Source organism: Streptomyces bullii (assembly GCF_042657145.1).
GTDB lineage: Bacteria > Actinomycetota > Actinomycetes > Streptomycetales > Streptomycetaceae > Streptomyces > Streptomyces bullii.
The window spans coordinates 273,627-287,123 of record NZ_JBHSNY010000003.1 but is presented as its reverse complement, the minus strand read 5'-3'; the positions used below and the strand labels follow the sequence as shown (position 1 = coordinate 287,123).

The 13,497-nt window shown below is 68.6% G+C and carries 12 protein-coding genes; 6 read left to right on the top strand and 6 right to left on the bottom strand.

The features are described 5' to 3' along the window. Positions 1 to 15: 15 nt before the first annotated feature. From gyrB to dnaA, 6 genes are all read right to left on the bottom strand, one after another. A complete protein-coding gene (gene gyrB, locus ACFPZJ_RS09215; protein WP_381019430.1) occupies positions 16 to 2,085 on the bottom strand; it encodes a DNA topoisomerase (ATP-hydrolyzing) subunit B in 2,070 nt (689 codons plus the stop codon). Between the two features lie 533 nt (positions 2,086 to 2,618). Further along, positions 2,619 to 3,245 carry a DciA family protein gene (locus ACFPZJ_RS09210; RefSeq protein WP_381019428.1) on the bottom strand — a complete coding sequence of 209 codons (627 nt, stop codon included), beginning with the start codon at positions 3,243 to 3,245 and terminating at the stop codon, positions 2,619 to 2,621. Then, positions 3,242 to 4,363 carry a DNA replication/repair protein RecF gene (gene recF / locus ACFPZJ_RS09205; RefSeq protein ID WP_381019426.1) on the bottom strand — a complete coding sequence of 374 codons (1,122 nt, stop codon included), beginning with the start codon at positions 4,361 to 4,363 and terminating at the stop codon, positions 3,242 to 3,244. Before recF ends, ACFPZJ_RS09210 begins: the two co-directional genes overlap by 4 nt. A gap of 40 nt (positions 4,364 to 4,403) precedes the next feature. Beyond that, positions 4,404 to 5,279 (bottom strand): phosphogluconate dehydrogenase (NAD(+)-dependent, decarboxylating), encoded by an 876-nt coding sequence (gnd, locus tag ACFPZJ_RS09200; protein ID WP_381019424.1) that lies wholly within the window; start codon positions 5,277 to 5,279, stop codon positions 4,404 to 4,406. Between the two features lie 158 nt (positions 5,280 to 5,437). Next, entirely contained in the window at positions 5,438 to 6,568 is a 1,131-nt protein-coding gene (gene dnaN / locus ACFPZJ_RS09195) for a DNA polymerase III subunit beta (protein WP_381019422.1), read from the bottom strand. Positions 6,569 to 7,437: 869 nt separating this feature from the next. Further along, positions 7,438 to 9,477, bottom strand: coding sequence for a chromosomal replication initiator protein DnaA (gene dnaA, locus ACFPZJ_RS09190; protein ID WP_381019421.1), 2,040 nt, complete (start codon positions 9,475 to 9,477; stop codon positions 7,438 to 7,440). A 375-nt stretch (positions 9,478 to 9,852) separates the two neighbouring features. Here dnaA and rpmH point away from each other — a divergent pair, with 375 nt between their 5' ends. From rpmH to rsmG, 6 genes are all read left to right on the top strand, one after another. Continuing rightward, entirely contained in the window at positions 9,853 to 9,990 is a 138-nt protein-coding gene (rpmH, locus tag ACFPZJ_RS09185; RefSeq protein ID WP_381019419.1) for a 50S ribosomal protein L34, read from the top strand. A 21-nt stretch (positions 9,991 to 10,011) separates the two neighbouring features. Beyond that, positions 10,012 to 10,383 (top strand): ribonuclease P protein component, encoded by a 372-nt coding sequence (rnpA, locus tag ACFPZJ_RS09180; protein WP_381019417.1) that lies wholly within the window; start codon positions 10,012 to 10,014, stop codon positions 10,381 to 10,383. Continuing rightward, positions 10,380 to 10,754: a membrane protein insertion efficiency factor YidD gene (gene yidD / locus ACFPZJ_RS09175; RefSeq protein WP_381019415.1), complete on the top strand. Its 375-nt coding sequence runs from the start codon at positions 10,380 to 10,382 to the stop codon at positions 10,752 to 10,754. The genes rnpA and yidD overlap by 4 nt, the downstream gene beginning before the upstream one ends. A 3-nt stretch (positions 10,755 to 10,757) precedes the next feature. After that, on the top strand, positions 10,758 to 12,014 hold the full coding sequence (yidC, locus tag ACFPZJ_RS09170) for a membrane protein insertase YidC (RefSeq protein ID WP_381019414.1): 1,257 nt from the start codon (positions 10,758 to 10,760) through the stop codon (positions 12,012 to 12,014). Between the two features lie 15 nt (positions 12,015 to 12,029). Beyond that, positions 12,030 to 12,542 (top strand): Jag family protein, encoded by a 513-nt coding sequence (locus ACFPZJ_RS09165; protein ID WP_381019413.1) that lies wholly within the window; start codon positions 12,030 to 12,032, stop codon positions 12,540 to 12,542. A gap of 123 nt (positions 12,543 to 12,665) precedes the next feature. Then, entirely contained in the window at positions 12,666 to 13,382 is a 717-nt protein-coding gene (gene rsmG / locus ACFPZJ_RS09160; RefSeq protein WP_381019411.1) for a 16S rRNA (guanine(527)-N(7))-methyltransferase RsmG, read from the top strand. Positions 13,383 to 13,497: the final 115 nt, after the last annotated feature.

The following is a 13,497-nucleotide window of genomic DNA, read 5'->3' as shown; positions in this document are numbered from 1 at the left end:
TCAGCTGAGACCGACTCAGATGTCGAGGAAGCGGACGTCCTTGGCGTTGCGCTGGATGAACGCGCGGCGGGCCTCGACGTCCTCGCCCATGAGGACCGAGAACAGGTCGTCGGCCTGGGCGGCGTCGTCGAGGGTGACCTGGCCGAGGACGCGGTGCTCCTGGTCCATGGTGGTCACGCGCAGCTCCTCGGCGTTCATCTCGCCGAGACCCTTGAAGCGCTGGATGGAGTCCTCGCGGATGCGCTTGCCGCGCTGGCGGCCCATCTCGATCAGCGCGTCGCGCTCACGGTCCGAGTAGGCGTACTCCACGTCGTCCCGACCCCACTTGATCTTGTACAGCGGGGGACGGGACAGGTACACGTGCCCGGCCTCGACCAGCGGCCGCATGAAGCGGAACAGGAAGGTCAGCAGCAGGGTGCTGATGTGCTGGCCGTCGACGTCGGCGTCCGCCATCAGGATGATCTTGTGGTAGCGGAGCTTCTCGATATCGAAGTCCTCGTGGACTCCGGTGCCGAAGGCGGAGATCAGGGCCTGGATCTCCTGGTTCTGGAGGATCTTGTCGATCCGCGCCTTCTCGACGTTGAGGATCTTGCCTCGGATCGGGAGGATCGCCTGGTACTGCGGGTTGCGGCCGGACTTGGCCGAGCCGCCGGCGGAGTCACCCTCGACGATGAAGATCTCGCACTTGGCCGGGTCGTTGGACTGGCAGTCGGCCAGCTTGCCCGGCAGCGACGCGGTCTCCAGCAGGCCCTTACGACGTGTCAGGTCCCGCGCCTTGCGGGCCGCCACCCGCGCGGTGGCCGCCTGGATGCCCTTGCGGACGATGTCCGCGGCCTCGACCGGGTTGCGGTCCAGCCAGTCGTTGAGGTGCTCGTAGACGGCCTTCTGCACGAAGGTCTTGGCCTCCGTGTTGCCCAGCTTGGTCTTGGTCTGGCCCTCGAACTGCGGCTCGCTCAGCTTGACCGAGATGATCGCGGTCAGACCCTCGCGGATGTCGTCACCCGTGAGGTTGTCGTCCTTCTCGCGCAGCAGCTTCTTGTCGCGCGCGTACTTGTTGATGAGCGACGTCAGCGCGGCCCGGAAGCCCTCTTCGTGGGTACCGCCCTCGTGCGTGTGGATGATGTTGGCGAAGGAGTAGACGCCCTCGCTGTAGCCGCTGTTCCACTGCATCGCGACCTCGAGGGACAGGCTCTTGTCCTTGTCCTCGGCCTCCAGGTCGATCACGGTGGGGTGCACCACGTCTCCCTTTCGGGAGTTGAGGTACTTCACGAAGTCGACGATGCCGCCCTCGTAGTGATACGTGACGGACTTGACCTTCTGCTCCTCGGCCAGCTCGTCCGCGCCCGCCTCGTCGGCGCCCGCCGTGGCCTTCGCCGACTCGCGCTCGTCGGTGAGCTTGATGGTCAGGCCCTTGTTGAGGAACGCCATCTCCTGGAAACGCCGCGAGAGCGTCTCGAAGGAGTACTCCGTGGTCTCGAAGATGTCGCCGTCGGCCCAGAAGGTGACCGAGGTGCCGGTCTCCTCCGTCGCCTCGTGCTTGGCGAGCGGAGCCGTCGGCACGCCCATCTTGTAGTCCTGCGTCCAGCGGTGGCCGTCGGTCTTCACCTCGACGGAGACCTTGCTGGAGAGCGCGTTCACGACCGAGACGCCCACGCCGTGCAGACCACCGGAGACCGCGTAGCCGCCGCCACCGAACTTGCCGCCCGCGTGGAGCACGGTCAGCACGACCTCGACGGCGGGCTTGCCCTCGGACGGGACGATGCCCACCGGGATGCCACGGCCGTTGTCGACGACGCGGACACCGCCGTCGGCGAGGATCGTCACCTCGATCGTGTCCGCGTGCCCGGCCAGGGCCTCGTCGACGGAGTTGTCGACCACCTCGTACACGAGGTGGTGCAGGCCGCGCTCACCGGTTGAGCCGATGTACATACCGGGTCGCTTGCGGACCGCGTCCAGACCCTCGAGGACGGTGATGGCACTGGCGTCGTACGAGGCGGTGACCTCGCCGTTCGACGAGATCACCGCGCCGTCGGCGCCGGCGTCGGTGGACGGGATGTTCTCGTTGGGGTTGCCGGAATCGGCCACGAAGCGCCCTTTCTGGCACAGCACGAGCCGGGCTCGTCGGCGGGTTGCCGGAGCGGCTGCGGCATGTTGCGTTGGTAAGCCTTGATCAGCGTTGCTCAGCTTTTCCCGGACGGTCCCCACGATTGGGGCGGGATTGCCTTCCAGTCTACCGGTAGCACTGACACTGATGGGGGTTTGCCGGTACCTGAGTCCGCATGTGCCGCCCTGAACCGTGCTCGGCCGACTCCCGATATGTGGATGGGGGCTCCAAGAGGCTCACGGAGGCACTCAGCGCTTCCAGCCGTCAACCCTTGGCTACTTAGGAGTCAGCTCCCGATTCGCAACCGTGTGCGGTGCTACGACAAGGCGGGCGCCGACGGTCCGGAAGCACCGTCGGCGCCCACTGATGTGAAGTCAGTCACGTGCTGTCCACAGCTGTGGATACGGTCAGGACCGGCCCGCGTGGCGACGGGTCCGCACCGCCCCGCCCGGCAGGAACGCGCGTCCCGGGCGATCCACGGCGCTCAGGTCACCCGTGTCTCAGCGGCGCCGCGTCAGCCGTAGGTGTCGCCGGGCCCCGTGCTGCCCGGAGCACGCAGCGGGCCGTAACGGCGGGCGGGGCCGCCGGGACCGTTGACCTTGATCATTCTCACCGTGCCGTGGCCGAGGTCCTCGTTGAGCCGGGCCACCAGGGTCGGCGCCAGCAGGCGCAGGTTCGTCGCCCACACCGTGGAGTCACAGCGCACGCTCAGCACACGCTCGTCCTCGTCGTACCTCTCCGGCACACAGTGCTTGGCCACGTCCTCGCCGACGATCTCCGGCCAGCGGCCCATCACGCCGCCCACCGCGGCCGGGGCCTCCCAGCCGCGCTCGGTGAGGAGCCGGTTGATGGCGGCACCGAGCGCCATGGGATCGCGGCGGTCGGCACGCGCTCCGGAGCGCAGGCCGCCTCCGCGCCGCGCCTGCTTCTTCTGCTGCGCCGCGTCCCCACGCGCGCGTGCCGCCTCCTTCGCCGCGCGCAGCGCGACGCGCGCGAGGTCGACGCCGGAGGGCTCGGGGACGTTCTTCGCGGTACCGGGCGCGCTCTGCCGTGAGGCGCTCCCAGGCGGGTTCCCCGGCGTGCTCCCCGGAAAGCGCCCGGGTGCGTCTCCGGTGGTGTTCCGGGGTGTGTCGCCGCTCATACGCGCTCCACCGTCCCCTCGGACACCGCGAACCGCGCCCCCGACAGCACATGCGGTACGTCGTCGTCGACCGCGGCCGTCACCAGCACCTGCTCGCCGGGCGCGACCAGCTCGGCCAGGCGTTCGCGGCGCCGGGTGTCGAGCTCGGCGAAGACGTCGTCGAGGACCAGCACCGGCTCGTTGCCCTCGGCACGCAGCAGGTCGTACGAGGCCAGGCGCAGCGCCAGCGCGTAGGACCAGGACTCGCCGTGGGAGGCGTACCCCTTGGCGGGCAGCTGGCCGAGCTTGAGGAGAAGGTCGTCCCGGTGCGGTCCGACGAGCGTGACGCCCCGCTCGATCTCCTGTTTGCGGACGTCGGCGAGCGCCGCCGTCAGCTGTTCGAAGAGGTCCTCGCGCGTGTGTGCCTCGCCGGGCGCGGACGGCTTGTATTCCAGGGCGACCGGGCCGCCGCCGGGCGCCAGTTGCTCGTACGCCTTGTCGGCCAGCGGCTGGATCGCCGCGATCAGGTCCAGACGCTGGGCGAGCAGTTCGGCGCCCGCGCGCGCGAGGTGCTGGTCCCACACGTCCAGGGTGGACAGGTCCATGGTGCGGCCGCCGTGCCGACGGGCCAGCGCGGCCGACTTCAGCAGGGTGTTGCGCTGCTTGAGCACCCGCTCGTAGTCGGAGCGGACGCCGGCCATGCGCGGGGAGCGGGCGGTGATCAGCTCGTCCAGGAAGCGCCGCCGCTCGCCGGGGTCGCCCTTGACCAGGGCGAGATCCTCGGGAGCGAAGAGCACGGTGCGTACGATCCCCAGCACGTCACGCGGCCTGACCTGCGAGGAGCGATTGATGCGGGCGCGGTTGGCGCGGCCCGGGTTGAGTTCCAGCTCGACCAGCTGCTGCCGGTCGCCCTGGCGGACCTGCGCCCGGATGATCGCGCGGTCGGCGCCCATGCGGACCAGGGGGGCGTCGGAGGAGACGCGGTGGCTGCCGAGGGTGGCGAGGTAGCCGACCGCCTCGACGAGGTTCGTCTTGCCCTGCCCGTTGGGGCCGACGAAGGCCGTCACCCCCGGGTCGAGCGGGACCTCGACCCGGGGATACGAGCGGAAGTCGGCCAGCGACAGATGCGTGACGTGCATGGTCGTTCGCCGGCCTCCACCTATGTCCTTCGGGTCCTGCTTACTTCTTCTCGACCGCGTGACCGCCGAACTGGTTGCGCAGCGCGGCGATCATCTTCATCTGCGGCGAGTCCTCCTGGCGGGAGGCGAACCGCGCGAACAGCGACGCGGTGATCGCCGGCAGCGGCACCGCGTGGTCGATCGCGGCCTCCACAGTCCAGCGTCCCTCACCGGAGTCCTGTGCATAACCCCGGAGCTGCTCCAGGTGCTCGTCCTCGTCGAGGGCGTTCACCGCGAGGTCCAGCAGCCAGGAGCGGATGACCGTGCCCTCCTGCCAGGAGCGGAAGACCTCGCGCACGTTCTCCACGGAGTCGACCTTCTCCAGCAGCTCCCAACCCTCGGCGTAGGCCTGCATCATCGCGTACTCGATGCCGTTGTGGACCATCTTCGCGAAGTGCCCGGCGCCCACCTTGCCGGCGTGCACCGAGCCGTACGGGCCCTCCGGCTTGAGCGCGTCGAAGACCGGCTGCACCTTGGCGACGTTCTCCTTGTCACCGCCGTACATCAGCGCGTAGCCGTTCTCCAGGCCCCACACGCCGCCGGAGACACCGCAGTCGACGAAGCCGATGCCCTTGGCGGCCAGCTCCTCGGCGTGCCGCTCGTCGTCGGTCCAGCGCGAGTTGCCGCCGTCCACCACGACGTCACCGGGCTCCAGCAGCTCGGCCAGCTCGTCGATCGTGGTCTGGGTGGGCTCGCCGGCCGGGACCATCACCCAGACCACGCGCGGGCCGCTGAGCTTGCCCACAAGCTCTTGAAGGCTGTGGACATCGGCGAGGTCCGGGTTGCGGTCGTATCCGATGACGGTGTGGCCCGCGCGGCGGATCCGCTCGCGCATGTTGCCGCCCATCTTGCCGAGGCCGACGAGACCGAGCTCCATCAGTTGTGTTCCTTAGGTCGCTGTGTGGCGTGCGGGCACCTTCGTACCCGTGTCCGAGCCTAAACCCGGACGCTCGTGCACAGCTGTGGGCATACGCGCTCAGACGTACGCCCTCACCTGCGGATTCGTCCTCAGCCTGGGGACAACCCCGGCGGCGCTCAGCCGCTGAGCCGCACCGGCATGATCAGGTACTTGTAGGCCTCGTCCGCCTCGGCGTCCACCGCGGGCTTGCCGCTGAGCAGCGCAGGCTTCGTGGACGTCGTGAAGGACAGCTGGGCCACCGGGGAGTCGATGGCGCTCAGGCCGTCCAGCAGGAACGTCGGGTTGAAGGCGATCGAGATGTCGTCGCCGTCCAGCTGGGCGTCGACCCTTTCCACAGCCTGTGCGTCGTCGCTGGAGCCGGCCTCCAGGATCAGCACGCCCTGCTCGAAGCTGAGCCGCACCGGGGTGTTCCGCTCGGCGACCAGGGACACACGCTTGACGGCCTCCACGAAGGGGGCGGTCTCGATGACGGCGATCGAGTTGAACTCCGTCGGGAACAGCGTGCGGTACTTCGGGAGGTCGCCCTCCAGCAGCCGCGTGGTCGTACGGCGGCCCGCGCCCTCGAAACCGATCAGGCCCTCGCCCGCGCCCGAGCCGGACAGCGCCAGCGTCACGCTGTCCCCGGCCCCGAGCGACTTGGCGGTGTCCAGGAGCGTCTTGGCGGGCACCAGGGCGACCGCGGAGGCCTCCGGGTTCTCCGGCTTCCACAGGAACTCACGGACCGCGAAGCGGTAGCGGTCGGTGGAGGCCAGCGTGACCGTGTCGCCCTCGATCTCGATGCGCACACCGGTGAGGACGGGAAGCGTGTCGTCACGGCCGGCGGCGATGGCCACCTGCTGCACGGCGGAGGAGAAGACCTCGCCGGGGACCGTGCCCGTCGCGTTCGGCATCTGCGGCAGCGCCGGGTACTCCTCCACAGGCAGGGTGTGGAGTGTGAACCGCGAGGAGCCGCACACCACCGTCGCCCGTACACCGTCTGTGGAAATCTCCACCGGCCGGTTGGGGAGCGCCCGGGAGATGTCCGCGAGCAGGCGGCCGGAGACCAGGACCGTGCCCTCCTCCTCGACCTCCGCCTCCACGGAGACGCGCGCGGAGACCTCGTAGTCGAAGCTGGACAGGCTCAGCTGGCCGTCCTCGGCCTTCAGCAGCAGGCCGGCGAGGACAGGCGCCGGCGGACGGGCCGGGAGGCTGCGCGCCGCCCAGGCCACTGCCTCCGCGAGTACGTCGCGTTCCACCCGGATCTTCACCGTAAGCCGCCTCCTGCTGTTGCCGGCGTTCTCGCCCTGCTTCGCCTTCGTCGTCTGACTCGGTGTCGCCGGTCCCTGTGAAGGGAAGGACACCGGGGACCAGTCTGACGCACCGCACTGACAGTAGGTGCTTCTCGGGGTCAAGTCGCGCCGAGGGGCAGCCGGGCCCGAGAGGGCGAGTTGTGCACAGGGCCCACTTCGAAACGAATTCCGCGCTCTCTCTAGTCGGACGTAGTAGTAGGGCCTGTGGATACCGTGGATAACCACGTTTGCCCAGCTCAGCGCGGTAATTTTGTCCACGGGGCCTGTGGGCGGCGGCCGTGGACAACCAGGGGCCGCTGTGGAGAACGAAAAGTTCTGCACACTCCGTGCACAGGCAGGGGCGAGTTCTCCCCAGCGCCGTCCCCAGCTTTACCCACCTTTCCCACAGGCCAACCCGGCACCTTGGTGTGACGCCTTTCACTCGCGATGGTGATGAGGCGCGTCGCGTTGCCGAACAGTGGACAGGCATGTGGAGAAGCTGGGGATCACTGGGGACAACTGGCCTTCGCCTGTGGGTTGGCGGTGGACAACTCCGTGCACAGGCTGTGGACCCACTCGCTGTCCACAGCCTGTGGAGATCGTTCGTCCACGAATCCACACGCTGCTGACCTGGCCTGATCATTCCTCAACAGCCACCGCTGTGGACAGTGTTGGGACAACTTCCCGGTCCCCAGGATGTGGACGGGAAAAAGTCGCCGAATCTGTGGAGGGTGGCCGTAACCCGGCAACTATTCGAACAGCGGGTGGCCCGCGCGTGCGCCACCGCATGACGAAAGGCGCCCCCGGATCTCCTCCGGGGGCGCCCTCAGGACCGTCTGCGGGGGCTGTCAGCCGTTCTTGATGCGGTTGGTCAGCTCGGTGACCTGGTTGTAGATGGAGCGCCGCTCGGCCATCAGGTTGCGGATCTTGCGGTCGGCGTGCATGACCGTCGTGTGGTCGCGGCCGCCGAACAGCGCGCCGATCTTCGGCAGCGACAGGTCCGTCAGCTCACGGCACAGGTACATGGCGATCTGCCGGGCGGTCACCAGCGCGCGCCCGCGCGAGGTGCCGCACAGGTCCTCGACGGTCAGCCCGAAGTAGTCCGCCGTGGCGCCCATGATGGCCGTGGAGGTGATCTCGGGCGCCGAGTCCTCGCCGCCGGGGATCAGGTCCTTCAGGACGATCTCCGTCAGCCCCAGGTCCACCGGCTGCCGGTTGAGCGAGGCGAACGCCGTCACCCGGATCAGCGCCCCCTCCAGCTCGCGGATGTTGCGCGAGATCCGCGAGGCGATGAACTCCAGCACCTCCGGCGGGGCGTTGAGCTGCTCCTGCACCGCCTTCTTGCGCAGGATCGCGATGCGCGTCTCCAGCTCGGGCGGCTGGACGTCGGTGATCAGGCCCCACTCGAAACGGTTCCTCAACCGGTCCTCCAGCGTGACCAGCTGCTTGGGCGGCCGGTCGCTGGACAGCACGATCTGCTTGTTGGCGTTGTGGAGGGTGTTGAAGGTGTGGAAGAACTCCTCCTGCGTCGACTCCTTGTCCGCCAGGAACTGGATGTCGTCCACGAGCAGGATGTCCATCTCGCGGTAGCGCTTGCGGAAACTGTCGCCCTTGCCGTCGCGGATGGAGTTGATGAACTCGTTGGTGAATTCCTCCGAGCTCACGTACCGCACGCGTGTGCCCGGGTAGAGGCTGCGCGCGTAGTGCCCGATCGCGTGCAGCAGGTGCGTCTTGCCGAGCCCGGACTCCCCGTAGATGAAGAGCGGGTTGTACGCCTTCGCGGGCGCCTCGGCGACGGCCACCGCGGCCGCGTGCGCGAAGCGGTTCGACGCGCCGATCACGAACGTGTCGAAGAGGTACTTCGGGTTCAGCCGCGCGGTCGGCTCACCGGGACCGGTCGCCGGCGCGGGCTGCGCGGCCAGCGGACCGGGCGCGCCGGTGGTCGGCAGATTCGGCCCGACCGGGCCGCCGCGGTGCACATGCCCGGAGCCGGCCGGCGGATCCGGCAGCTCCCGGCGCACCGGGTCGCGCTGGTCGTAGTCGGGGCGTGACGTCTCGTAGTCGGAGCGCGCCTGGTCGTAGGAGGGGCGCTCCATGGCCTGCGGGCGGTAGTCCTGCGAGCCGTACGCGTCCTTGGAGCCGTAGGAGTCCTGGGATCCGTACGAGTCCTGGGATCCGTACGAGTCCTGGGACGGCGAGCCGTACGCGTCCTGGGAAGGAGATCCGTACGCGTCCTGCGCACCGTACCCGTCCTTGGATCCGTAGGCGTCCTGCTGCGGCGAGGCGTACGGATCGCGCTCCGGGAAGCCGAGCCGCTGCTGCTGCCACCCGTACTCGTCCTGCGGCGGCCGCGGCCAGGAGCCCGGCTCGGGGCGCTGGTACTCCGAGGGGTAGGCGGGACGGGCGGTCGGGATCTGGTCCGCGCGGGAGCCGGGCATCGGATCGCCCGGGTGCTGGTCGGCGCGGTGGCGGCCGTATCCGTCGTAACCGTCGCGGCCCTGGTCGTAGCCGTCCCTGTCATAGCCGTCCCTGCCCTGGCCCGCGGACGGGAGCTCGGGCTCCTCGTAGCGCGGCTGGGGGCGGGCGGGGGCCGGTGGGGCCGAGGGCTCGCCGGCGGAGTCGTCGACGGTGATCGCGATGCGGATCGGGCGCCCGCACTCGCGGCTCAGCGTCTCGCTGACGACTGGGGCGAGGCGGCCCTCGAGCACACCCTTCGCGAACTCGTTCGGCACGGCGAGCAGCGCGGTGTCGGCGACCAGCGCGAGCGGCTGGCAGCGCCGGATCCAGTGCTCGTCCTTCGCTTCCACCCCCTGGCCACGACCCTCGCCCAGGAGCTGCTCCAGTACTCGTGGCCACACTGCGGCAAGATCGGCAGGTACGTCAGCCACAGGGCACGCTCTCTCACGGGTCCCACGAACGTGTGGTTCTGGGACGGGTCGGGATGTAAATCGGGTGGGGCAGGGATAAGGGAACGAATCGGAGTCCAGTCACGGTAGTCAGGGCGGCCGGTGCGGTTCAAGTTGTTGTCCCCAGGCTGTGGACAAGTGTCTCCCTGGCACCTCCGGTTTGACCGGATGGCGTAGCCCCACGTACCGTAACCAGGTCGAGTTGTCGATGGCTGCTGCCGCCTGCCTCCGATGGGCACAGATCGCGTCAGGTGATCGGTAAGCGGTGCACTCGGGCGTAACTGCGAGCTACTCGTGGGCGCACGGTGACAGCCAGGACGGCACCCCGCAACCACCGATTCTTTCTGGAGCCCCCGAGTGAGCAAGCGCACCTTCCAGCCGAACAACCGTCGTCGCGCGAAGACCCACGGCTTCCGGCTGCGTATGCGTACCCGTGCCGGCCGCGCGATTCTCGCGTCCCGCCGTAGCAAGGGTCGCGTTCGTCTGTCCGCCTGATCCCGGTCAGGTCATGACGTCGTGCTGCCCACCGAGAACCGGCTGAGGCGGCGCGAGGACTTCGCGACCGCGGTACGACGAGGTCGCAGGGCCGGCCGCCCGAACCTCGTCGTCCATCTTCGTAGCGGTGCCACGGACCCGCATGCGCCTGGGGAGAGCGCTCCCCCGACGCGTGCGGGTTTCGTCGTGAGCAAGGCCGTGGGCGGCGCGGTGGTGCGCAACAAGGTGAAGCGCAGACTGCGTCATCTCATGCGCGAACGAGTCGACCTGTTTCCCCCCGGTAGCCTGGTAGTCGTACGAGCGCTGCCCGGAGCGGGTGACGCCGACCATGCACAGCTGGCCCGAGACCTGGATGCCGCTCTGCAGCGGCTGCTGGGAGGGGGCGCGCGATGAAGTACCCGCTGCTGGCTCTGATCAAGCTGTACCAGTGGACGATCAGTCCGCTGCTCGGGCCGGTGTGCAAGTACTACCCGTCGTGCTCCCACTACGGCTACACGGCCATCGACCGGCACGGTGCGCTCAAGGGCACGGCACTCACGGCCTGGCGCATCCTCCGGTGCAATCCGTGGTCGCCGGGCGGTGTGGACCATGTACCCGCGCGCAAGCGTCCGCGGTGGCACGAAATGCTGCGTGACGCCTGGCGTGCACGCAAGGGCGGGCCCTCCGCCGGCGAACCGGCCACCGAGGGACAGACTTCTCCCACGAGTCCGTCGAGTCCTTCGAGCCCGGCCGCAGAGACCTCGTCCCATGCCCAAGGAGCATGATTAGTGGACACGATTGCCAGCCTCTTCAGCTTCATCACAACACCCGTCTCCTGGGTCATCGTCCAGTTCCACAAGGTGTACGGCGCCCTCTTCGGCGCTGACACCGGGTGGGCCTGGGGCCTGTCCATCGTGTCCCTGGTGATCCTGATCCGTATCTGCCTGATCCCGCTCTTCGTGAAGCAGATCAAGGCGACCCGGGCCATGCAGACGCTCCAGCCCGAGATGAAGAAGATCCAGGAGCGCTACAAGAACGACAAGCAGCGTCAGTCCGAAGAGATGATGAAGCTGTACAAGGAGACGGGCACCAACCCGCTCTCCTCGTGCCTTCCCATCCTGGCGCAGTCCCCGTTCTTCTTCGCCCTGTATCACGTGCTCAACAGCATCGCGTCCAACGACACCATCGGCGTGATCAACGAGCGCCTGCTGGCGAGCGCCCAGAAGGCCCACATCTTCGGTGCTCCGCTGGCCGCGAAGTTCACGGACAGCTCTTCCAAGGTCGAGGCGCTGCAGGCGTCCCTGACCGATGTACGGGTCGTCACCGCGATCATGATCGTGCTGATGTCGCTGTCGCAGTTCTACACGCAGCGCCAGCTCATGACGAAGAACGTCGACACCACCGTGAAGACGCCGTTCATGCAGCAGCAGAAGATGCTGATGTACGTCTTCCCCGTCATCTTCGCGGTCTTCGGCATCAACTTCCCGGTCGGTGTCCTCGTCTACTGGCTGACCACCAACGTGTGGACCATGGGTCAGCAGATGTACGTCATCCACAACAACCCGACCCCGGGTTCCAAGGCCCAGGCCGCCTACCTGGACCGCCTGTACAAGCACGTCGCGCAACGTGGCAAGGTCAGCCGGCGCCGGGACAAGGTCATCGTCAAGGCCATCGTCGCCAAGGGCCGCGACCGTAACGAGTACGAGCGCAAGTTCATCAACGGTCTGAACAAGGCGGGCCTGGCCGCCCAGTCCGACGGCACGGTGATCAAGAGCGAGACCGCGGTCGCCACCCAGACCGAGGACGGTACGCCGACCACCACCGCCGCCGTCCCCAAGCGCCAGCAGCCCAAGCGGCAGAGCAAGTCCCAGCGCCAGTCCGGCAAGCCCGCCGGGGGCTCCACCACGTCGCTGAGCAAGTCCGACGAGCCCGAGGACGCCAAGCCCGCCGCCTCTGCCAAGAAGCCCGGCTCCGGTACCCGCAGCAAGGCCCAGTCCGGCCAGCGCAAGGGTCCGCAGCGGCCCAAGTCCCCGTCGAAGAAGTAAGAAGGAGTCCATCCCGTGACGGAAGGCACCACCTCCGCCGCTGCCGAGGGTGCAGACACCCTGACCCGCCTGGAGCAGGAGGGCGAGATCGCGGCGGACTACCTGGAGGGTCTGCTCGACATCGCCGACCTCGACGGCGACATCGACATGGACGTCGAGGCCGACCGCGCCTCCGTCTCGATCATCAGCGACACGGGCAGCCGCGACCTGCAGAAGCTGGTCGGCCGTGACGGTGAGGTGCTGGAGGCCCTCCAGGAACTCACGCGCCTCGCTGTGCACCGGGAGACCGGAGACCGCAGCCGCCTGATGCTGGACATCGCCGGGTACCGCGCCCGCAAGCGCTCCGAGCTGTCCGAGCTGGGTGCCAAGGCCGCCGCTGAGGTCAAGAGCAGCGGTGAGCCGATGCGGCTGAAGCCGATGACGCCGTTCGAGCGCAAGGTCGTGCACGACGCGGTCAAGGCAGCGGGACTTCGGAGCGAGTCCGAGGGCGAGGAGCCGCAGCGCTTCGTCGTCGTGCTTCCCGCCTGATCGGCCCGTACGTTCCTCCGGCCCCGTCTGTTGCGCAGACGGGGCCGAACTTTGTCAGCCTGATAGTTCTGGTGGTTCTGATGTCGGCGCCCGGTGCGCTGATGTACGGAAGGACGGTCCCCCGTGACGGAGGCAGCGGAGCTTCCCCCTGCGCCCGAGCAGGCACGCGAGGTGTTCGGCGATCGGTTCGCCGACGCGGTCCGCTATGCCGAGCTGCTCGCCGAGGCAGGTGTGCAGCGTGGTCTGATCGGTCCGCGAGAGGTGCCCCGGCTGTGGGAGCGGCACCTGCTGAACTGCGCGGTGCTCTCCGAGGTGGTGCCCGAGGGTGTGACGGTGTGCGATGTCGGCTCCGGCGCCGGCTTGCCCGGCATTCCGCTGGCGCTGGTACGGGAGGACCTGAAGATCACGCTGCTGGAACCCCTCCTGCGACGCACGACCTTCTTGACCGAGGTCGTGGAACTGCTGGGCCTGGACCATGTGACGGTCGTACGCGGTCGGGCCGAGGAGGTCATGGGGAAGATCCCGCCGGTGCACGTGGTGACCGCGCGGGCCGTGGCTCCGCTCGATCGACTCGCCGCCTGGGGCATTCCGCTGCTGCGGCCCTACGGAGAGATGCTTGCGCTGAAGGGCGACACGGCAGAGGAAGAGCTCAAGGCCGCTGCCACGGCGCTGAGCAAGCTGGGCGCCGTCGAGACGTCGATCCTGCATGTCGGGGAGGGGATCGTCGATCCGATGTCCACGGTGGTCCGGGTGGAGGTCGGGGAGAGCCCCGGCGGTGTGCGCTTTGCCGCCAAGCGGGCCAAGGCAGCTCGTACGGGCCGGACCCGTCGGCGGCGTTGACGCGACCGTTGCGCGTCATGGAGGCAGCCGTTGGCTGATCTGCCCTGCGGACCAGCCGTACTCCACACAAGCTGCCAAACCTACGCATCTCGGAGTGTCGCGCGGGCGCGGCTGG